General features: G+C 62.2%; 17 protein-coding genes. All 17 read right to left on the bottom strand.

The features are described from left to right. Positions 1-198: 198 nt before the first annotated feature. The gene (mdoH, locus tag MKZ87_RS14250; RefSeq protein ID WP_085702684.1) at positions 199-2,769 is read right to left on the bottom strand and encodes a glucans biosynthesis glucosyltransferase MdoH; all 2,571 of its coding nucleotides are present in this window, start codon (positions 2,767-2,769) and stop codon (positions 199-201) included. Next, entirely contained in the window at positions 2,762-4,576 is a 1,815-nt protein-coding gene (locus MKZ87_RS14245; protein ID WP_085684400.1) for a glucan biosynthesis protein G, read from the bottom strand. The genes mdoH and MKZ87_RS14245 overlap by 8 nt, the downstream gene beginning before the upstream one ends. A gap of 321 nt (positions 4,577-4,897) precedes the next feature. Further along, on the bottom strand, positions 4,898-5,335 hold the full coding sequence (gene dtd, locus MKZ87_RS14240; RefSeq protein ID WP_085698093.1) for a D-aminoacyl-tRNA deacylase: 438 nt from the start codon (positions 5,333-5,335) through the stop codon (positions 4,898-4,900). Further along, positions 5,332-6,303, bottom strand: coding sequence for a prolyl aminopeptidase (pip, locus tag MKZ87_RS14235; RefSeq protein WP_085698092.1), 972 nt, complete (start codon positions 6,301-6,303; stop codon positions 5,332-5,334). Before pip ends, dtd begins: the two co-directional genes overlap by 4 nt. 104 nt (positions 6,304-6,407) lie before the next feature. Further along, complete coding sequence (locus MKZ87_RS14230) at positions 6,408-7,325, bottom strand: alpha/beta hydrolase (RefSeq protein ID WP_266201164.1); 918 nt, start codon at positions 7,323-7,325, stop codon at positions 6,408-6,410. Then, entirely contained in the window at positions 7,325-8,272 is a 948-nt protein-coding gene (locus MKZ87_RS14225) for a choline ABC transporter substrate-binding protein (protein WP_085702686.1), read from the bottom strand. Before MKZ87_RS14225 ends, MKZ87_RS14230 begins: the two co-directional genes overlap by 1 nt. A gap of 275 nt (positions 8,273-8,547) precedes the next feature. Then, positions 8,548-9,348: an N-formylglutamate deformylase gene (gene hutG, locus MKZ87_RS14220; RefSeq protein ID WP_266201163.1), complete on the bottom strand. Its 801-nt coding sequence runs from the start codon at positions 9,346-9,348 to the stop codon at positions 8,548-8,550. Positions 9,349-9,358: 10 nt separating this feature from the next. Further along, on the bottom strand, positions 9,359-10,564 hold the full coding sequence (gene hutI, locus MKZ87_RS14215) for an imidazolonepropionase (protein ID WP_266201162.1): 1,206 nt from the start codon (positions 10,562-10,564) through the stop codon (positions 9,359-9,361). 145 nt (positions 10,565-10,709) lie between these two features. Beyond that, the gene (gene hutH, locus MKZ87_RS14210; protein ID WP_266201161.1) at positions 10,710-12,242 is read right to left on the bottom strand and encodes a histidine ammonia-lyase; all 1,533 of its coding nucleotides are present in this window, start codon (positions 12,240-12,242) and stop codon (positions 10,710-10,712) included. A 130-nt stretch (positions 12,243-12,372) separates the two neighbouring features. Next, positions 12,373-13,896, bottom strand: coding sequence for a histidine ammonia-lyase (gene hutH / locus MKZ87_RS14205; protein ID WP_266201160.1), 1,524 nt, complete (start codon positions 13,894-13,896; stop codon positions 12,373-12,375). Between the two features lie 182 nt (positions 13,897-14,078). Next, positions 14,079-14,909: a quaternary amine ABC transporter ATP-binding protein gene (locus MKZ87_RS14200; RefSeq protein WP_085698085.1), complete on the bottom strand. Its 831-nt coding sequence runs from the start codon at positions 14,907-14,909 to the stop codon at positions 14,079-14,081. Beyond that, on the bottom strand, positions 14,906-15,757 hold the full coding sequence (locus tag MKZ87_RS14195) for an ABC transporter permease (protein ID WP_085698084.1): 852 nt from the start codon (positions 15,755-15,757) through the stop codon (positions 14,906-14,908). The genes MKZ87_RS14200 and MKZ87_RS14195 overlap by 4 nt, the downstream gene beginning before the upstream one ends. Positions 15,758-15,841: 84 nt before the next feature. Further along, complete coding sequence (locus MKZ87_RS14190) at positions 15,842-16,810, bottom strand: ABC transporter substrate-binding protein (protein ID WP_085702691.1); 969 nt, start codon at positions 16,808-16,810, stop codon at positions 15,842-15,844. A 70-nt stretch (positions 16,811-16,880) separates the two neighbouring features. Further along, positions 16,881-18,353, bottom strand: coding sequence for a purine-cytosine permease family protein (locus MKZ87_RS14185; RefSeq protein WP_085684018.1), 1,473 nt, complete (start codon positions 18,351-18,353; stop codon positions 16,881-16,883). Positions 18,354-18,530: 177 nt separating this feature from the next. Next, positions 18,531-20,228 (bottom strand): urocanate hydratase, encoded by a 1,698-nt coding sequence (hutU, locus tag MKZ87_RS14180; protein ID WP_085698081.1) that lies wholly within the window; start codon positions 20,226-20,228, stop codon positions 18,531-18,533. Between the two features lie 438 nt (positions 20,229-20,666). Next, positions 20,667-21,236 carry a HutD family protein gene (locus MKZ87_RS14175; protein ID WP_266201156.1) on the bottom strand — a complete coding sequence of 190 codons (570 nt, stop codon included), beginning with the start codon at positions 21,234-21,236 and terminating at the stop codon, positions 20,667-20,669. After that, positions 21,233-21,943 carry a histidine utilization repressor gene (hutC, locus tag MKZ87_RS14170; RefSeq protein WP_170844914.1) on the bottom strand — a complete coding sequence of 237 codons (711 nt, stop codon included), beginning with the start codon at positions 21,941-21,943 and terminating at the stop codon, positions 21,233-21,235. Before hutC ends, MKZ87_RS14175 begins: the two co-directional genes overlap by 4 nt. Between the last annotated feature and the right edge of the window lie 78 nt (positions 21,944-22,021).

Below are 22,021 nucleotides of genomic sequence, written 5' to 3'. Positions count from 1 at the left end.
GAGTGTCCGGGTGCGCCAATTCGGGGACGGATGCTAACGCACTCGTTCGTTTGCACAAGGTTTTTTGATCGGTCGGTGCCGGATGGGGCGCAGAGCGTCCCGGCCTGCATTCCCACGCAGACGGTTCGACGTGGGAATGATTGATCCGCGTCGGTAATCGGCAGGCAAAAAAAACCCCGCTTTCGCGGGGTTTCTTCATCAGGCCGGTTGCGCCTGCAAGCTCACAGGCTTGAGCGGCAGCAGCGGCGCATGGGGATCGGCTTTCACCGAGGCCCGCCAGGCGTCCAGCCACTCGGCGTGGCCTTCGGCCCACACCTGCTCGTGCAGACGGGCCAGGGCCACCGGATCGCTCAGCAGTTGCAGGCGCTCATGGTTGTTCAGCCCGGCCGGGCCGACCTTGATCGCGTGACGCACACGTTCCTGACGCAGCCATTCGATCGGCTCGGCCTCACCGTGACGCGAGGTCGCCAGCGAGCACGCCAGGGCGTTCTGCTGCGGATCGACCACGGCGCGGATGAAGCCATCGTTCAGCGCGTGCCAGCGGTTTTCGTGGGTGTACTGATCGGTGGCCAGCAGCGCCTGTGGCGGATTGTATTCCTCGGGGATGAGGAACAGGCTCTCGTCACGGGATTTGAGGCCCAAACCGACGCGGCTGGAAATCACCGACACCGGAATCGACAGCATCAGCGAACCGACGATCGGCACCAGCCACCACAGGAAGCTCGGGTTCAGCCAGATCACCAGCAGCGCCCAGAGGAAGCCCAACAGGGTCTGCGGACCGTGACGCTTGACCGCTTCGCTCCACGGCGTCGAATCGTCGTCACGCTGCGGCGAGTTCCAGGTCGCAGCCCAGCCGAGGAACGCGGCGAGCACGAAACGGGTGTGGAAAATCATCCGCACCGGCGCCAGCAGCATGGAGAACAGCATCTCCAGCAGCATCGACAGAGTGACCTTGAACTTGCCGCCGAACTCTTTCGCGCCCTTGGCCCAGATCAGGATGACGCTCAACAGTTTCGGCAGGAACAGCAACACGATGGTCGTCGAGAACAGCGCAATTGCTTTGTCCGGGTGCCATTGCGGCCACAGAGGATACAGCTGACGCGGTTCGAGGAAGTACTGCGGCTCCATCAGCGTGTTCACCGCCAGCAGCGCGGTCGACAGCACCAGGAAGAAGAACCACAACGGCGCCGACAGGTAAGACATCACGCCGGTCAGGAACACCGCGCGGTGCACCGGGTGCATGCCTTTGACCAGGAACAGGCGGAAGTTCATCAGATTGCCGTGGCACCAGCGACGGTCACGCTTGAGCTCGTCGAGCAGGTTCGGCGGCAGTTCCTCGTAGCTGCCCGGCAGATCGTAGGCAATCCACACGCCCCAGCCGGCACGGCGCATCAGCGCCGCTTCAACGAAGTCGTGAGAGAGGATCGCACCGGAGAACGCACCCTTGCCCGGCAACGGCGCCAGGGCGCAGTGGTCGATGAACGGCTTCATGCGGATGATCGCGTTGTGACCCCAGTAGTGGGATTCACCCAGCTGCCAGAAGTGCAGACCGGCCGTGAACAACGGACCGTACACGCGGGTGGCGAACTGCTGCATGCGTGCATACAGCGTGTCCATGCCCGAAGCGCGCGGCGCGGTCTGGATGATGCCGGCGTCCGGAGTGGCCTCCATCAGGCGCACCAGACTGGTCAGGCACTCGCCGCTCATCACCGAGTCGGCGTCGAGCACGACCATGTACTTGTAGTCACCGCCCCAGCGACGGCAGAAGTCGTCGAGGTTGCCGCTCTTGCGTTTGACGCGGCGGCGACGGCGGCGATAGAAGATCTTGCCGAAGCCCTTGGCTTCGCGGCAGACGTCCAGCCAGGCCTGCTGCTCGGCAACGCAGATGTCGGTGTCGTTACTGTCGCTGAGGACGAAGAAGTCGAAACGGTCCAGATCACCGGTAGCCGCGACCGACTCGAAGGTTGCGCGCAGGCCGGCGAACACCCGAGGCACGTCTTCGTTGCAGATCGGCATCACCAGCGCGGTGCGCGCGTCTTTCGGAATCGGCTCGTTACCGGCACTTTTACCGGAGATCCGGTACTTATCGTGGCCGGTGAGCAATTCGAGGAAGCCCATCAGCGCGGTCCAGAAACCGGCCGACACCCAGCAGAACAGAATCCCGAACATGATCAGGATGCTGGTCTGCAGCGCATACGGCAGCACTTGCGTGGCGGTTTGCAGCAGCGGTTGATGCAGGACTTCTTCCAGATCGACAAACGACCAGCCCTGGTACGGCATGATGCCTTTCATGTACCAGCCGGCGACGATGGTCTGACCCAGCATCAGCAGCAAAAGAATGTAGCGACGGATCGAACCGACCGTGCGCCAGCGCGCCGCCGGCAGCACGTTGGCGTCCTTCGGCGGTTTCGGCGGATTGGTCCGGCCGGTCAGGCGGCGCCAGCCACGCACCAGAATGTTGGTGCGCCACGGTTCCGGCACGACCTTGGTCCGACGGATCGGCGGCGTGGCCTTCATGCTGATCCGGCCGCTGGCGTCGAGCACCAGCATTTCCGCGTCTTGCAGCTCTTCGGCGGTGCTCAGGATCAGGCGCTTGCCCACCGAAGCCTGGGCGGCTTCGGTCGGAGCGTCAAAAGTCTTGGACGACAGGCGTTCATGCAATTCGCTGAAGGACTGGCAGCCCGCGAGTTCCGCGCGCTGCTCGTCGGTCATCGGCAGATGCGCCAGGTACTCGGACAGAGTCTCTGGCTGTACTTGAGAGTTACTCATCGGCAGGCAACTGATAGCTCCAGGTCTCGGTCAGGACTTCTTCAGTCGGTGCCGATTCCGGTGTGGCTGGGGCCGCGTCCGCAGCGGCTGGCTGCTTGGCGTCTTTGTTGGCCTTGTCCTTGGCATCTGCAACCGGCTTGGCGTCGGCCTGTTTGGCCTCGGCGGCCTTGGCTTCCTTGTCGGCTTTCTCTTGTTGCTTGGCGGCAACCTTGTCGGCCTTGGCCACCGACGAATTGGACGTCGGCACCGAAGACTTGGCCAGATCAGCGGTAACCACTGGCTGCACCAGCGCTGCGCGCATCTCGGTGGACTTGCTCGGGTCCTTGATCTTCATCCGCAGGGTCAGGCGCCAGCCCTTGGTTTCCGGGTTGTAGCGCACGCTGTTCTCGACCAGTTCGGCATTGTCGCCGACGCTGACCTGGCTGCGAACGTCCGCATCCGGGGCCAAAGCGGCCAGGGACGGGCCTTCGAAGTCGATCAGGTAGGCAACGCTGCCATCCGGCTGACGGATCAGGTTCGATTGCTTGACGTCACCCGTGGAGCGCAGGGTCTGGTTGACCCAGGCGCTGTCCGGCGCGTGCAGCGCGGCTTCGTCGATGGTCCAGTGCATGCGGTAGGCGAAGTCCAGCGGCTGGCCCGGCTCCGGCAGTTTTTCCGGGCTCCAGAACGCAACGATGTTGTCGTTGGTTTCGTCGGCGGTCGGGATCTCGACCAGATCGACGGTGCCTTTGCCCCAGTCGCCCTTCGGCTCGATCCAGGCGCTTGGGCGCTTGTCGTAGCGGTCGTCGAGGTCTTCGTAGTGGCTGAAATCACGGCCACGCTGCAGCAGACCGAAACCACGCGGGTTCTCGACGCTGAAGTTGCTCACGGCCAGGTGTTTCGGGTTGTTCAGCGGACGCCAGATCCACTCGCCATTGCCGGCATGGATCGACAGACCGCTGGAGTCGTGCAGCTCACGACGGTAGTTGAGCACTTTCGACGGCTGGTTGGCGCCGAACAGGAACATGCTGGTCAGCGGCGCAATGCCAAGCTTGCCGACCTTGTCACGCAGGTACATCTGGCCCTTGACGTCGACGATCGTGTCGCTGCCCGGACGCAGGATCAGACGGTAGGCGCCGGTCGCACGCGGCGAGTCCAGCAGGGCGAAGATCACCAGGTGCTTGTCGCCCGGCTTCGGCTGCTGAATCCAGAACTCGCGAAAACGCGGGAATTCTTCGCCGGACGGCAGAGCAGTATCGATCGCAAGGCCACGGGCCGACAGGCCGTAGGTGTGACCCTTGCCGACGACGCGGAAGTAGCTCGCGCCCAGCATGGTCATGATTTCGTCTTGCTTGTCAGCCTTGTTGATCGGGTACAGCACACGGAAACCGGCGTAGCCCAGTTGTTCGGTGGCCTTCGGATCGAACTGCAGGTCGCCGAAATCGAAACGGCTCGGATCGTATTTGATCTCTTCGACGGTGTTCGCGGTGATTTCGTTGATTTTCACCGGCGTATCGAAGTGCATGCCCTGATGATAGAAGGACAGCTTGAACGGGGTCTTCTGGTCGGCCCATTCGGCTTTTTCGGTGCGGAAACGGATCTTCTGATAGTCCGCGAATTTCATCTCACGGAATTCGTTTGGCAGGTTGCTGCGCGGGGCTTCGAACTTCTGCCCGGCCAGCTCTTTGGCCTTGGCCGACACATCGTCAAGATTGAATGCCCAAAGCTGGCCGGCGCTGAGCAGGCAGAGTACTGCCGAGCCCGCTACCAGAGCGCTGCGCAAGCGTTTGGCAGACAATTTTGCTGCATTACAGGGACTAACAATCACGAGCAACCCTCGCCGAAAACAGATCAATAAACCAACGGCCAGATGAAGTGCCTGTGAGGGATTCGGTACAAAAAAACCGACCTTTCAGGGCACCCTTGCCAAGTTGGCGAGCATTGTTCCGACTCCGCTGGGTCAAAATGATTCCCCAATCGGATCCGGACAAGTCTCTACCTAAGTCAAAATGGACCAACGAACGCTGATCCCCGTAGCGCGCGATTATCTAGTAGCCCGCGTGACAACGCATCAGGGGTAACAAAGTATTTATCGCGAAAATTCCCTGTTTTCAGTCGAAAAGCCCTTAAAAAGATGTTTCAAGCGCTTTCATGTCTGTAACAGGAAGGTGACCGGGCCATCGTTGACCAGGTGCACCTGCATATCCGCGCCGAATCTACCTGATGCCACTGTGCCATGCATCTGTTTCGCTTTGCTTAATAGATAGTCGAATAACTCCTCGCCCAACGCCGGAGGGGCGGCGGTCGAGAAACTCGGGCGCAACCCGCTTTTGGTGTCGGCGGCGAGGGTGAACTGAGAGACCAGCAGCAACCCGCCGCCCACATCCGTCAGGGACAAATTCATCTTGCCCTCGGCGTCACTGAACACTCGATAGTTAAGCAGCTTATGCAGAAGTTTGTCGGCGCTGGCCGGTGTGTCGTCGGGTTCGACCGCCACCAGCACCAATAACCCCTGATCGACACTGCCAACCACCTCGCCCGCCACTTCGACCCGCGCGCCTTTCACGCGCTGCAGCAGACCTTTCATGCTTCTTCAGGCGGCAGGTCAAGCAGACGCCGGGCCATTTTGCTGGCGGCGCGCACCAGTGCATCGGTGATGCCCGGTTCGGACGCGGCGTGGCCGGCGTCGCGGATCACCTGCAGCTCACTGTTCGGCCAGGCCTGATGCAGTTCCCAGGCGTTGTCGAGCGGGCAGATCACGTCGTAGCGACCATGGATGATCACGCCCGGCAGATGAGCAATCTTGCCCATGTCGCGAATCAACTGGTCTGGTTCAAGGAACGCGTTGTTGGTGAAGTAGTGGCATTCGATCCGCGCGATCGACAACGCGCGCTGCGGCTCGGAGAAACGGTCGACCACCAGCGGATTCGGGCGCAGGGTCGCGGTGCGCCCTTCCCAGGTCGACCAAGCCTTGGCCGCGTGCATCTGGGCGATCTGGTCGTTGCCGGTCAGGCGCTTGTGGAAAGCGCTGAGCAGGTCATCGCGCTCGTCCAACGGGATCGGTGCGAGGTAGTCCTGCCAGTAATCGGGGAACAGACGGCTGGCACCGGCCTGGTAGAACCATTCGATTTCCTGCGGACGGCAGAGAAAAATCCCGCGCAGGATCAGACCATGCACGCGCTCCGGGTGAGTCTGCGCGTAGGCCAGCGCCAGGGTCGAACCCCAGGAACCGCCGAACAGCACCCACTTATCAATGCCCAGATGTTTGCGAATGCGCTCAAGGTCTTCGACCAGATCCCAGGTGGTGTTGTTTTCCAGGCTGGCGTGGGGCGTGGAACGACCGCAGCCGCGCTGGTCGAAGGTGACAATGCGATACAGGTTCGGATCGAAGTAGCGGCGACTCTGGGCGTCGCACCCGGCGCCGGGACCTCCGTGGATGAACACCACCGGCAAGCCTTCCGGTGAACCGCTTTCGTCGACGTACAGCGTATGGGTGTCATCGACGGCCAGATCGTGCCGTGCGTGAGGTTTGATCTGCGGAAACAAAGTCTGCATTGCGCGCTCCGTAAGGGGTCGAGGTCATCCCTGGGGGGACTTCTATTATTCTGCCGTCCGGCATCATAAACCCGATTTACGTCAATGAGCATGCCCGCGCGCTGTCACAATTTGTCAGCCATGAACCCCAGCAGGTTCTCGAAGAGACGATCGACCTCGGCGACCTGATGCCGCGCTCGCAGGCAGCCGTGAACCAGCCCTTCGCCGTAGTACAGCGTCGCGTCGACGCCCGCCGCGTTCAGCCGTTCGGCGTAGCACACGCCGTCGTCACGCAGCGGATCAAACTGCGCCACGGCGATCCAGGCCGGGGGCAACCCACCGAAGTCCTCGGCCAGCAACGGCATCGCATAAGCGTTCGGCTGCGCGGTGCCGCGCAGGTACAAGGCGTGATAGCAATCGACATCGCTGCTGGCGAGCAACGGCCCATCGGCGCATTCGCTGCGCGACGGTAACTGCTTGTCGCCACCCAGCCCCGGATAGATCAAGACCTGCGCGCCCGGCAGCGGCTCGCCGGCATCGCGCAGCGCCAGGCACAACGCCGACGCCAGATTGCCCCCGGCGCTGTCGCCCGCCACCAGCATCCGTCCGGGATCGAACCAGAACGGCCCGCTGCGCAATGCGCGCCAGACGCTCAGACAATCCTCGAAACCGGCCGGGAACGGATGCTCCGGCGCCAGCCGATAATCCACCGCGACCACCATCGCCCCGAGCGCCATGGCCAGCTCGCAGCAGATGAAATCGTGGGAATCCAGCCCGCCGACCACCCAACCGCCGCCGTGCAGGTACAAAACGCACGGCCAGCCACTGGCCGGTGGCTGGACGGGCGGGCGATAGGAACGCACCGCCACCCCGCTCAACTGGAAATCCACCACCTCCAGCCCCGCCGGCCGTTCGGGCGTGAAGGCGCGGCACATCTCATCATAGGATTTGCGCAACCCGCCGAGGCTGCTGTCATCGCTGGCAAAGCCTTCGGTCCTGGCGACGAACGCCGCCATCGACGGCGAGAGTGGATAAGTGCCCATCAGTTTTTCAGGCTGGCCTGAACCGTGGCCACGCCATCCTTGCCATCGAAACTGCTGACACCCGCCAGCCAGCGTTGCAGGTCTTCGGGATGCTCACGCAGCCAGGTCCTGGCCACTTCCTGCGGTGTCTTGCGCTCCATGATCGGGACCATCAACTGGCTTTCCTGAGCCGCAGTGAAGGTCAGGTTTTCCAGCAGTCGATGGACGTTCGGGCAGCGCTCGGCGTAGTCCGGCGCGGTGACGGTGGAAACGGTGGCGGCGCCCTCGTTTGGACCGTAGACGTCTTCGCTGCCGGTCAGGTAGGTGATCTTCATGTTGATATTCATCGGATGCGGGGTCCAGCCGACGAACACCACGAATTCCTTGCGGTTCACCGCTCGTTGCACGGCGGCGAGCATGCCGGCCTCACCGGATTCGATGATCTTGAAATCCTTCAGGCCGAAGTGGTTGGTTTCGATCATGGTCTTGATCGTGGTGTTGGCGCCGCTGCCGGGCTCGATGCCGTAGATCTTGCCGCCGAGCTGATCCTTGAATTTCGCGATGTCGCCGAAGGTTTTCAGCCCGGCCGCCGCGACGTAGTCCGGCACTGCCAGCGTCGCCTGGGCATCCGCCAGACTTGGCTTGTCCATGACCTTGACCTGATTGGCGGCGAGAAACGGCGCGATGTTCTTGTCCATCGCCGGTTTCCAGTAGCCGAGGAAGATATCCAGACGCTTGTCGCGGATGCCGGCGAAGATGATTTGCTGCACCGCACTGGTCTGCTTGCTTTCATAACCGAGGCTGTTGAGCAGCACGTCGGCCATGCCGCTGGTGGCGATCACGTCGGTCCAGTTGACCACGCCCATGCGCACGGTTTTGCAGGAAGCATCGTCGGAAGCCATGGCGCCGGCGCTGAGCAGCGCACTGCTGGTGAGGATTAACGCACAACGAGTGAACAGTTTTTTCATGTGGGATCGTCTCGTGCGGCAGCGGGTTATTGTTCGGATCGGTGTCTTCTTGCACCGTGGCCGAAACATTACGCAGCAGACGAGACGGAAAAACGAACTGTGGCGACCGGGATTTGCACGGTGGCGACTGTTTGGCTGCGCCCCCAGACCGCTCACTCACTGCAGATCGTTCCCACGCTCCGCGTGGGAACGCCTCAAGGGACGCTCCGCGTCCAGTGACGCGGAGCGTCACGGGCTGCATTCCCACGCAGAGCGTGGGAACGATCAGAGCAGACTCAGTTGTAGTGCTTCGCGCCCCAGGCGAGCAATCCCTGCAGCAATTCCTTCAACACCACCCGAGTCGGCTCCGCCAGATCGGCGCGGTAGCGGAACGGTTCGAACTCTTCCATGTAGGTGCACTGGCCCAGTTCCAGTTGCACGGCGTGGATGTCATCGGCCGGGTTGCCGTAGTGACGGGTGATGTGGCCGCCCTTGAAGCGCCCGTTCAGCACATGGGTGTAAGCGTCGTGGCGGGCGCAGATCGCTTCCAGTTGCGTGGCCAGTTGTGGATCGCAGCTGGCGCCATTGAAGGTGCCGAGGTTGAAGTCCGGCAGTTTGCCGTCGAACAGGTGCGGGATGATCGAGCGGATCGAGTGTGCATCGAACAGCAGCGCGTAACCGAACTCGGCCTTCAGCCGCGCCAGCTCTTGCTGCAAGGTGCGGTGATACGGCGTCCAGATCTGCTCCAGATACGTCGCACGTTCTTCTTTCGACGGCTCCTTGCCTTCCTTGAACAACGCAATGCCATCGAACAGCGTCGCCGGATACAGACCGGTGGTGGCGCCGGCGTACAGCGGTTTGTCGTCGGAGGGCCGGTTCAGGTCGATGACGAACCGCGAATACTCGGCCGCCAGTGTGCTGGCGCCCAGTTCGGCAGCGAAATCGTAAAGCTGCGGAATGTGCCAGTCGGTGTCCGGCAGGCTTTTCGCGTCCGGGATCAACCCGGCCTCGACCGCCGGGGTCAGGCGCACACCGGCGTGGGGCATGCTGATCAGCAGCGGTACGCGACCTTGTTTGAAGTTCAGAACCTTATCCACAACCGCTCTCCTACAGACTTGATTCAACGCCGTGACGCACGACGCGTTTGTCCAGTTCACCACCCAGCCAGTACGCCAGATCCGCCGGGCGGTCGATCTGCCAGGCGACAAAATCCGCGACCTTGCCGACCTCCAGCGAACCGTGGGTTTCGGCCATTCCCAAAGCTTGCGCCGCGTGAATCGTGGCGCCAGCCAGGGCTTCTTCCGGGGTCATGCGGAAGCAGGTGCAGGCCATGTTCAGCATCAGGCGCAACGACAGCGCCGGCGAAGTACCGGGGTTGAGGTCGCTGGCGATAGCGATTTTCACCTTGTGCTTGCGCAAGGCTTCCATCGGCGGCAACTGGGTTTCACGCAGGAAGTAGAACGCGCCCGGCAACAACACCGCGACAGTATCGGACTTGGCCATGGCAATGGCGTCATCCTCGTCCATGAACTCCAGGTGATCGGCGGACAACGCGTGATAGCGCGCGGCCAGACTTGAGCCGTGCAGCGACGACAATTGCTCGGCGTGCAGCTTCACCGGCAACCCGAGTTTTTGCGCGGTGATGAACACCCGCTCGACCTGTTCCGGGGAGAACGCCAGGTATTCGCAGAACGCATCCACCGCATCCACCAGGCCTTCGGCGGCCAGCGCCGGGAGCATCTCGGCGCAGATGTGATCGATGTAATCGTCAGCGCGATCCTTGTATTCCGGCGGCAAGGCGTGAGCGGCCAGGCAGGTGCTGCGCACGCTGATCGGCAGCTCGGCGGCGAGGCGACGGATGACCCGCAAAATCTTGCGCTCGCTGGCCAGATCGAGACCGTAGCCGGATTTCATTTCGACCGTGGTCACGCCGTCGCGCATCAGGCTTTTCAGGCGTTTGGCGGCGCTGGCGAACAGCTCGTCTTCCGAAGCTTCACGGGTGGCGCGCACGGTGCTGGCGATGCCGCCACCGGCCGCTGCGATCTCGGCGTAGCTGACGCCTTGCAGGCGCTTCTCGAACTCGCCGCTGCGGTTGCCGCCGAACACGGTGTGGGTGTGGCAGTCGATCAGGCCGGGGGTGACCCACGCGCCTTGCAGGTCATTGGCCGCCGGGTATTCGCCGGACGGCAATTGGCTGCGCGGGCCGATCCACTCGATGAGCGCACCGGACGTCACGATGGCCGCATCCTCGATGATCGAGTAGACGCCTTGCGCCATGGTCGCGACGTGGCAGTGTTGCCAGAGGGTTTTCATCCCAAGTCCTCGTCTTGTGATCGTTCCCACGCTCTGCGTGGGAATGCCTCAAGGGACGCTCCGCGTCCAGTGACGCGGAGCGTCGCGGGCTGCATTCCCACGCGGACGGTTCGACGCCTCGACGTGGGAACGATCAGTGGTGGGGTTAAAGGCTCGGCAGCAGTTTCGCCGGAACCAGTTCGGTCAGAACCCGCGACGCCAGCAGTTCAGTCGCCGCATTGATGTCCGGCGCGAAGAAGCGGTCCTTCTCGTAGAACGGCACTTCGCGACGCAGAATCCCTCGGGCCTGCTCCAGTTTGGCCGAGGTCTTCAGACCATTGCGCAGGTCCAGCCCCTGCACCGCCGCCAGCCATTCCACCGCGAGAATCCCGCGCGTGTTCTCGGCCATTTCCCACAGGCGCTTGCCGGCGGCCGGAGCCATCGAAACGTGGTCTTCCTGGTTGGCAGAAGTCGGCAGGCTGTCCACCGAGTGCGGATGGGACAACGCCTTGTTTTCACTGGCCAGGGCCGCAGCGGTCACCTGGGCGATCATGAAGCCGGAGTTCACGCCACCGTTGGCCACCAGGAACGGCGGCAATTGCGACATGTGCTTGTCCATCATCAGCGAGATACGGCGCTCGCTGAGGGAGCCGATTTCGGCGATGGCCAGGGCCATGTTGTCAGCGGCCATGGCCACTGGTTCGGCGTGGAAGTTGCCGCCGGAAATCACGTCGCCTTCGGCCGCGAACACCAGCGGGTTGTCGGATACGGCGTTGGCTTCGACAACCAGCACTTCGGCGGACTGACGGAACTGGGTCAGGCACGCGCCCATGACTTGCGGCTGGCAACGCAGCGAATACGGGTCCTGAACCTTTTCGCAGTTCTGGTGCGAGTCGGAGACTTCGCTGCGCTCGCCCAGCAGATCGCGGTAAGCGGCAGCGGCGTCGATCTGGCCTTTCTGGCCGCGGGCAGCGTGGATGCGTGCGTCGAACGGCGAACGCGAACCGAGCACCGCTTCCACCGTCAGCCCGCCCAGCGCCAGCGCGCCGGCGAACAGGTCTTCACCTTCGAACAGACCACGCAGCGCAAACGCGGTGGAAACCTGTGTGCCGTTGAGCAACGCCAGACCTTCTTTCGCCGCCAGGGTCAGCGGGGTCAGGCCGGCGACTTTCAGCGCTTCGGTCGCTTCCATCCACTCGCCCTTGTAGCGCGCCTTGCCCTCGCCCAGCAGCACCAGCGACATGTGCGCCAGCGGTGCCAGGTCACCGGAGGCACCGACCGATCCTTTCAACGGAATGTGCGGGTAAACCTCGGCGTTGATCAGGGCGATCAGCGCATCGATTACCACCCGACGGATGCCGGAGAAACCACGGCTGAGGCTGTTGACCTTGAGCACCATGATCAGGCGCACCAGCTCATCGCTGATCGGCTGGCCGACGCCGGCGGCGTGGGACAGCACCAGGGAACGCTGGAGGTTTTCCAGGTCTTCGCTGGCGATACGGGTCGAGGCCAGCAGACCGAAACCGGTGTTGATGCCGTAGGCGGTGCGGTTTTCCGCAAGGATCTGCTCGACGCACGCCACGCTGGCTTCGATCTGCGCGCTGGCGCTGTTGTCGAGGGTCAGCTTGACCGGGTTCTGATAAACGTCACGCAGTTGGGCCAGGCTCAGTTGGCCGGGGATCAGGTTCAGCGCAGTCATTTAAATGCTCCTTTTGAGGCATTCAGCTCTTAGTTAAAGAGAAACTACCAGTCGCTCCGGAGCATTCCGTTATCCGTCGCTTTTCGTCTTTTGGACGATCCGCGCCTTGGCACGCTGGTATGGGTAGTTGTCAGTGCAGATTCGGTAATGCGTCGTGCAGCAGGTTCGAGTCTTTCAGAACGCTAGCGGCGGCGGCGATGTCCGGTGCCAGCCAGCGGTCCTGATCGTAGGCCGGGACTTTTGCGCGCAGCAGTCGCCAGGCGGTATCGGTGCCCGCGCCGAAGCGCTGTTCCTTGAGGAACTCAAACGCCTGGGCCGCCAGCAGGTATTCGATGGCGAGGATCTGCGTGCAGTTTTCCAGCGCGCGGTGCAGCTTCAGCGCGGCGTTGGTACCCATGCTCAAGTGATCTTCCTGCAGGCCCGAGGTGACGTAGTTGTCGAGCACCGCCGGTTGCGCCAACTGGCGGTTTTCCGCGCACAGCGATGCGGCGACGTATTGCACGATCATCATCCCGGAGTTCACCCCCGGATTGGCCACCAGAAACGCTGGCAGACCGCTGACGTGCGGGTTGATCAGGCGATCCAGGCGCCGCTCGGCAATCGAGCCGATTTCAGCCATCGCAATCGCCAGCAGATCCGTCGCCAGCGCCACCGATTGCCCGTGCGGGTTGGCCTGGGACATCACCCGGAAGTCGTCCGGCGTGCCCAGCAGCAACGGGTTGTCGGTGCAGCCGTTGAGTTCGGTTTCGATCTGTTTGATCGCGTGTTCCAGTTGATCGCGCGCGGCACCATGCACCTGCGGGATCGAGCGGATGCTCAGGGCATCCTGAGTGCGAATGCCTTTGCTCGCGGCGATCACTTCACTGCCATCGAGCAAGGCGCGCAGATTGACGCCGACCTGCTGCATGCCCGGATGCGGCTTGAGCGCGATGATCTCGGCATCGAATGCGGCGATCTGGCCGCGCTGGGCTTCGAAGCTCATGGCGCCGATCACATCCGCCCATTGCACCAGACGCGTGGCGTCGGCGATCGCCAGGCAACCAAGGCCGGTCATGCACGGCGTGCCGTTGACCAGGCACAGACCGTCCTTCGCCCCGAGCTGCACCGGTTGCAGGCCCTCTTCGGCCAGCGCCTGCTGCGCGGACACCACTTGCCCGCGATAGCTGACATTGCCCACGCCCAGCAGCGCGATGCCGATGTGCGCCATGTGGGTCAGGTAACCCACCGAACCCTGGGACGGCACTTGCGGGGTGATGCCGCGATTGAGCAGCGCCAGCAACGCCTCGACCACCCGGCGATGAATACCGGATTTGCCGTGGCTGTAGTTGCGGATCGCCGAGCACATGATCGCGCGCGTCTGCTCATCGGTCAGTATCGGGCCGACGCCGCAGGCATGGCTGAGCAAGGTGTTGCGCGACAGCTGGCTGAGCTGTTCGTCTTTCAGCGAAACGTTGCACAGCGCACCGAGACCGGTGTTCACGCCATAGGCGCGCTCGCCGCTGGCAACGATGCGCTGGACGATGCCCTGTGCGTTTTCAATGCGCGCCCAGGTCTGCGCCGACAGCTCGAGCTGCGCGCCGTGACGGGCGACTGCGACCACATCCTGCCAACGCATCGGAGCGTCGGCGATAACGATTTTTTCAGCCTGGGACATCTAAAACCTCTTGGACTTGATCGTTCCCATGCTCTGCGTGGGAATGCCGCTTGGGACGCTCCGCGTCCCGCTCTCAACGCAAGACTGGAGTCCTGCGCAATGGTGACGCGGAGCGTCACGGTATGCATTCCCACGCAGACGGTTCGACGCCTCGACGTGGGAACGAGCCTGCCGTAAAACCTTTAAACCACCGCCGCCCGGCGCTGCACGAACCGGTCGACATATTCGTCCGCCGGCGAATGCAGGATCTCTTTCGGCGTACCGACCTGGATCAGGCGGCCGTCCTTGAGAATCGCGATGCGGTTACCGATGCGCACGGCCTCGTCGAGGTCGTGGGTGATGAAGACGATGGTCTTGTGCAGGGTCTTTTGCAGCTCCAGCAACTGGTCCTGCATCTCGGCGCGGATCAGCGGATCGAGTGCACTGAACGCTTCGTCCATCAGGATGATGTCGGTGTCCGCCGCCAGGGCGCGAGCCAGGCCCACACGTTGGCGCATGCCGCCGGAGAGCTGGTGCGGGTATTTGTTTTCGTAGCCCTTGAGGCCCACGGTGTTGATCCAGTGCAGCGCGCGTTCGGCGCACAGCTGCTTGCTCTCGCCGCGCACTTTCAGGCCGTAGGCGACGTTGTCGAGGACGGTCTTGTGCGGCAGCAGGCCGAAGCTCTGGAACACCATGCTGATCTTGTGCCGGCGAAATTCGCGCAGCGCTTCCATGTCGTATTGCAGGATGTCCACGCCGTCCACCAGGATCACGCCGCTGGTCGGGTCGATCAGGCGGTTGAAGTGGCGCACCAGCGTCGATTTGCCGGAGCCGGACAGGCCCATGATCACGAAGATCTCGCCGGTGCCTATGCTCAGGGACAAGTCATTGACCCCGACCACGCAACCGGTTTCGTTCAGCACCTGATCCTTGGTCTTGCCCTGGCCGACCATCGCCAGAGCGTCCGAGGCACGATTGCCGAAAATCTTGAAGACGTTTTTGACTTCGATCTTGCTCACGGTTGCGTTGCTCATTTGCTCACCTCATGCCGTGGCCGACCATAAGCCTGGGTAATGCGGTCGATGACCACTGCGAGAATCACGATCGCCAGACCGGCTTCCAGGCCGCGTCCGACGTTGAGGGTCTGAATGCCCACCAGCACGTCTTCACCCAGGCCACGGGCGCCGATCATCGAGGCGATCACCACCATCGACAGGGCCATCATGGTGGTCTGGTTGATCCCGGCCATGATGCTCGGCAGGGCCAGTGGCAGTTGCACGCCGAACAGTTGCTGCCAGCGGTTGGCGCCGAAGGCGTTGATGGCTTCCATCACTTCGCCGTCGACCTGGCGGATGCCCAGATCGGTCAGGCGGATCAGCGGCGGCGCGGCGTAGATCACGGTGGCGAAAATCGCCGGTACCTTGCCCAGGCCAAACAGCATCAGCACCGGAATCAGGTACACGAAGCTGGGCATGGTCTGCATGATGTCGAGCAGCGGCATCAGCACCGAACGCAGGCGATTGCTGCGCGCCGAGAGAATCCCCAGCGGTACGCCGATCAGCACCGAAATGACCGTCGCCACCATCATCAGCGCGAGGGTCTGCATCAACTTGTCCCACAGACCGACAGCGCCGACCAGGAACAACAGACCGACGATCACGGCGGTGGTCACGGCTTTGCGCGTTGCGTGCCAGGCCACGACACCGACGATGGCCAGCATCAACCACCACGGCGCGGCGCGCAGCAGGCCTTCAAGATTGACGATGGCCCACAGCAGGGTGTCGGAGATATGGCGGAACACATCGCCGTAGTTGGTGACCAGCGCGTCGACCCAACCGTTGACCCAGTCGGCGATGGAAAAGGTAAAGCTTTCGGGAAACATAAGCGGCTCTCAATCAGGAAACTCAATCAAGCGATTGCGGCGAATACCCCGGCCCGCCTCTCGGTTGGCCGGGAGGAATTCGACCTACAGCGCCGCTTCGATTTTCTTGGCAGCGTCTTCACTCACCCACGCATGCCAGACCTCAGGATGTTCCTTGAGGAAGATTTTCGCCAGTTTTGGCGACTCGATACGTTCCTTCGCCATGCGGCCCAGATTCTGGTTCAGCAGGTCGATCGGCAGGTTGACCTTTTCCAGCACGGCCACCAGTTCCGGGGCTTCGTCATGGAAGGTCTTGGACAGGCCAACCTTGATGGTCACGGTCTTGTCGACGCCCGGTTTTTCTTCCAGTTTCACCGCGTCGATCTGCCCCATCAGCGGGGTTGGTGTCCAGTAGTAGAACAGGATCGGCTCGCCACGTTTGTAGCTCGACAGCACGGCCGCATCCAGCGCCGGGCCGGTGCCCGGGCGGAAGTTGGTGTAGCTGTTTTCCAGGCCGTAGCTTTTCAGCATTTCGCTGTTGTCCAGCTCGCAGGTCCAGCCGGCCGGGCAGTTGTAGAAGCGGCCTTTGGAAGGCTCTTCGGCGTCCTTGAAGACGGCGGCGTATTTGCCCAGGTCGGCGATGTTTTTCAGGTCCGGCGCCTTGGCTTCCAGCTTGCGCTTGGCATCGCCTTCGATCACGTAGCGCGGCACGTACCAGCCTTCCACTGCACCGACCACCGGGGCGCCGACACCGACGACCTTGCCGGCCTTCTCGGCCTTGTTCCAGACCTCGCTGCGGCCGACCCATTCTTCGGCAAAGATCTGGATGTCGTTGCTGCTCAGGGCGTTTTCCATGGTGATGGAGTTGCCCGGCAGGCTGTCGGTCTTGCAGTCGTAACCTTTCTCCAGCACCACCTGCAGAACGTCGGTCAGCAGCATGCCGCTTTCCCAGTTCAGGCCGGCGAATTTCACCGGTTTGCCGGACTCGCACCAGCCGGCGGCCTGGGTCGCGCCAGCGCTGGCCAGCAGGCCCATGGAAAGCAATGTGGTCAGCAGGGTCTTGTTCGATTTCATTGTTGTGACGCTCCTAATCATGAATTGGCTTACGGCAGTCAAGAGGCATCCAGCCCTGTCCACGTCCAAATCAGGCCTGCGCCGCAGCGCGACCGGCCCCGCTTGTTTTAGGTTGTACAACGCTGTCCTGCTCGACGGGCAGAATCAGTCGATCGGGTACGGTGCCGTGCCATTTTTTCGCGCAGACGTAGTACAGCGCTGCGGGCAGCACGAGACCGATGATCCAGGAAATATCCACATCCCCCAGGGCCGCTACCAATGGACCGGTATAGAACTTGGTGGAAATGAACGGCAGTTGCACCAGCACCCCGAACACATAAACGCTGATACCGAGGAGGTTCCAGCGGCCGTAGCGACCGTTCGGATCCGCCAGCGCCGGTACGTCGTAGCGCTCGCGGGTGATGCAGTAGTAGTCCACCAGGTTGATCGCACTCCACGGCGTGAAGAACGCCAGCAGGAACAGGATGAAGGACTTGAACGCACCGAGGAACGAATGCTGGCCGAGCAGCGCAATCAGGGTCGCTGCGCCGACGATCACCAGCACGAAAACCAGGCGCTGCATCCGGGTGACCGTCAGGTGGCCACGGAAGCCGCTGATGATGGTCGCGATGCACATGAAGCTGCCGTAGGAGTTCAGGGTGGAGATGGTGACCTTGCCGAACGCGATGCTGAAATACAGCAGCGCGGCAGTGGCACCGGTCCCGCCCAGACCGACGATGTAAGCGACTTCATGCCCGGCGAATTGCCCGTTGGCCGAAGCGGCTGCGAACACACCGAGGATCATCGCCACCTGCGCGCCGATCACCGAACCGGCACCGGCGGCGAAAAAGGTTTTCACCGAAGACACCTTGCTCGGCAGGTAGCGCGAGTAGTCCGCAACATACGGGCCGAAAGCGATCTGCCAGGAGGCCGCAAGCGACACCGCCAGCAGGAAACTGCTCCAGCTGAAGTGACGGATTTCCAGAAGTGCGCCGACGTCCACCTGACTCATCAGGCGGCTGAACAGGTACACGAAAGCGATCACACCAATGGCACTGGCGATCCGGCCGATCCAGTGAATCACCCGATAGCCGAGCACCGTGACCACCACGATGACGCTGGCGAACAGCAGGATGCCGACGGTGTCGCTGACCCCGAACAACTGGCCCAGCGCCTGGCCGGACAGCACGGTCCCGGTGGCGGTGAAACCGAGGTACATCAGGCACACCAGCACGATCGGAATCGCCGCGCCGTAGACGCCGAACTGCACCCGGCTGGAAATCATCTGCGGCAGGCCAAGTTTCGGCCCCTGTGCCGCGTGCAGCGCCATCACCCCTCCGCCCAGCAGTTGACCGATCAGCAGACCGATCAACGACCAGAACACATCACCGCCCAGCACCACGGCCAGGGCCCCGGTGACAATCGCGGTGATTTGCAGGTTGGCACCCATCCACAGGGTGAACTGACTGAACAGACGACCGTGTCTTTCCGCTTCCGGGATGTAGTCGATCGAACGCCTTTCGATCAACGGTTTACTGCCTGCACGATCGGTGTTGCCTGCCATGATTCAACCTCTGTGGATTGTTTTGATTGTTCACTAAGCTTCTGTAGGGCAGCTTTTCTGTGGGAGCGAGCTTGCTCCGGGCGGCGATCCGACGAAAGCGATTTGTCAGTCAGCACAGATACTGAATGTGCCGGCCTCTTCGCGAGCAAGCTCGCTCCCACACAAAGCCAAAGCCCTTTATTTGCCGGTGATCATCGGCAGGTTCAGCCCTTGTTCCCTGGCGCAGTCGATGGCGATCTGGTAACCGGCATCGGCGTGACGCATGACACCGGTGCCCGGGTCGTTGTGCAGAACGCGAGCGATACGCTCGGCCGCTTCGTCAGTACCGTCGCAGACAATCACCATGCCCGAGTGTTGGGAGAAGCCCATGCCGACGCCGCCGCCGTGGTGCAGGGACACCCAGGTCGCACCGCTCGCGGTGTTCAGCAGCGCGTTGAGCAGCGGCCAGTCGGAGACGGCATCGGAGCCGTCCTGCATCGATTCGGTTTCACGGTTCGGGCTGGAGACCGAGCCGGAGTCGAGGTGGTCGCGACCGATCACGATCGGTGCCGACAGCTCGCCGCTGCGCACCATTTCGTTGAACGCCAGACCGAGCTTGGCGCGCAGGCCCAGGCCGACCCAGCAGATACGCGCCGGCAGACCCTGGAAGCTGATGCGCTCGCGCGCCATGTCCAGCCAGTTGTGCAGGTGGGCGTCGTCCGGGATCAGCTCTTTGACTTTGGCGTCGGTCTTGTAGATGTCCTGCGGATCACCCGACAGCGCAGCCCAGCGGAACGGGCCGATGCCACGGCAGAACAGCGGACGGATGTAGGCCGGTACGAAGCCCGGGAAATCGAATGCGTTTTCGACGCCCTCTTCCTGAGCCATCTGACGGATGTTGTTGCCGTAGTCGAAGGTCGGCACGCCCATTTTCTGGAAGTCGAGCATGGCTTTGACGTGAACGGCCATCGATTGCTTGGCGGCCTTGACCACAGCGGCTGGCTCGGTCTTGGCGCGGGCGCGGTATTCGTCCCAGGTCCAGCCGGCCGGCAGATAACCGTTGAGCGGATCGTGGGCGCTGGTCTGGTCGGTGACCATGTCCGGGCGCACGCCGCGCTTGACCAGTTCCGGAAGGATTTCAGCGGCGTTGCCGCACAGGGCGATGGAAACAGCCTTGCCTTCGGAAGTGTATTTGGCGATGCGGGCCAATGCGTCGTCGAGGTCCTTGGCCTGCTCGTCGACGTAGCGGGTCTTCAGGCGGAAATCGATGCTGATCTGCTGGCATTCGATGTTCAGCGAGCAGGCACCGGCGAGGGTTGCGGCCAGTGGCTGGGCGCCGCCCATGCCGCCGAGACCGGCAGTCAGGACCCACTTGCCGGTGAGGTTGTCGTTGTAGTGCTGGCGACCGGCTTCAACGAAGGTTTCGTAGGTGCCCTGAACGATGCCCTGGCTGCCGATGTAGATCCAGCTGCCAGCGGTCATCTGGCCGTACATGGCCAGGCCTTTGGCGTCGAGTTCGTTGAAGTGTTCCCAGGTCGCCCAGTGTGGCACCAGGTTGGAGTTGGCGATCAGCACGCGCGGGGCGTTGCTGTGGGTCTTGAACACGCCGACCGGCTTGCCCGATTGCACCAGCAGGGTTTCGTCTTCGTTGAGGTTGGTCAGGCTCTCGACGATCTTGTCGTAGCACTCCCAATTACGCGCCGCGCGGCCGATGCCACCGTAGACCACCAGCTCTTTCGGGTTCTCGGCGACTTCCGGGTCGAGGTTGTTCATCAGCATGCGCAGCGGCGCTTCGGTCAGCCAGCTCTTGGCGGTCAGCTTGTTGCCGCGGGCAGCGCGGATTTCGACGTCACGATGCTTTGTGAATGAAGAAGTAGTGGTTTTGTTGTCAGTCACGAAAAAGACTCCTCAGCGATCAATTCAAACCAACCCTGGCAGTGGGCAAGCAGCCTGTGCGCATCAGTGCGCGGCAAGCGAATCAGTGGACGCTGCGGAGAGTCTCGTTCGACTCATACGCATACGTCTTTACTTGTACATACAAGCATATGCAATCAAGCGGCCAACTTGTTGGAGGACCGTTCAACAAAAATCCAAGACAGGTCTGCAGAGCGCCTGAATCAAGGGCTCCGACGTTCATGAATTTTTTCGCGGGGTGGATTGAGGACAGCGACAGGTTGTTACGAAAGCGTGGTTTTGCGCCACGCTGGGGCGTTCGGTAACAAGTTGGTGCGCATTTCGGGAACGTCGGGACGAAAAAAAACCGCTGCTTTCAAAGCAGCGGTTTTTGATCGTTGATCGTTCCCACGTTCTGGTGCGAACGAGCAGTAGAGAGAATCAGCGCGCAGACAGTTCGATCCCGCAGCAACCGGCATTGACGGCAATCTCGGTCAAACCGGTGTTACCGTCCAGTTGCAGGCAGTCATGGCGGCCGAGTTGCGATGCGCTGTCACCGACCGTGACCTCCAGCCGTTCACTGACGCTGAAGACCAGCACCGTGCTCGCCGAACTGAAAAACCGCTGTTCGCCGTCCAGCCATTGCAGGCGTGCGCTGTAACGCTGCGGCGAGTAGATCAGGTTGAAGTCGCGGATCGCGCCGCCGAGCAAGGTGCAGGACACCTGGCTCTCGCCGCTGAAGGCAAACGGGTCGAGGGGTAACAACGGCCGGGTGTCGTCGCCGTCGACACACAGGGTCATGCCGTCGCCCTGCAATACCGTGATCACCCGCTGGTAACCGGCGAAGGTCGAGAAACCGCCGGATTCGGCGATGTCGGCAATCGACAGACGCCAGCCGAAACCGTCGAGGCCGGCGCCGGCGTCACGGGTGATTTCCTCGGTGCTGCCGCCGCCGTTTTTCCACGGCATGCGCGGGTAGCCTTCGGCGCGTAGAACCTTCAACTCTTTCATTTATGGAACCGACCTTCCAGACGATGACGGGAACCGGGGTGGATCAGGCGCGCCGCCGTCACCGGCTGACGACCCGACCAGGTACGACGGCGGATCAGCAGGCATGGCTCGCCTTTTTCGATCTGCAGCAATTTGCATTCGGACGCTTCGGCGAGGATCGCTTCAACCACGTGCTCGCCTTCGGTCAGCGGCGCGACCTGGTTCAGATAGGCGTAAGGCGTTTGCAGGGTGAAGTCCTGCTTGAGGTATTCCGGAGCCACCAGCGCGTTGACGAAGCGGTCTTCGATCTGCACCGGAATGTCGTTTTCGTAGTGCACGATCAGCGAGTGAAAGACTTTCTGCCCTTCGCGCATGTCCAGCGCCAGCGCGCGCTCGGAACCGGCGGCCTCTTCTTCCAGGGTGATCACCTGGCAAGTATGGCGATGGCCACGGGAGGCGATTTCGTCGGCGATGTTGTGCACTTCGAACAGCGCGGACTGGCTCTTCGGTTCGGCGACAAAAGTACCGACGCCTTGCATGCGCACCAACAGGCCGTCGGCGGTCATTTCCCGCAGCGCGCGGTTGATGGTCATGCGGCTGAAGCCCAACTGGCTGACCAGCTCGCTTTCCGAAGGTACGCGGTAATGCGGCGGCCAGTTACCGCTGTCGATCTGTTGAGTGATCATCTGTTTGACGCGGGCGTACAAGGGCGCCGGACTGTCGCCCATGTTCGCGGCCAACGGGGAGACTGGAGGCGGAGTCGGCACGGTGGATCCCTGTTCATTGGATGAAAGTTGCTAGCTTGC

The sequence above is a fragment of the Pseudomonas sp. MCal1 genome, from assembly GCF_026341415.1.
Classification (GTDB): Bacteria; Pseudomonadota; Gammaproteobacteria; order Pseudomonadales; family Pseudomonadaceae; genus Aquipseudomonas.
Note: the sequence above shows the minus strand (reverse complement) of the source record. Positions and strands in the feature narration are given on the sequence as shown.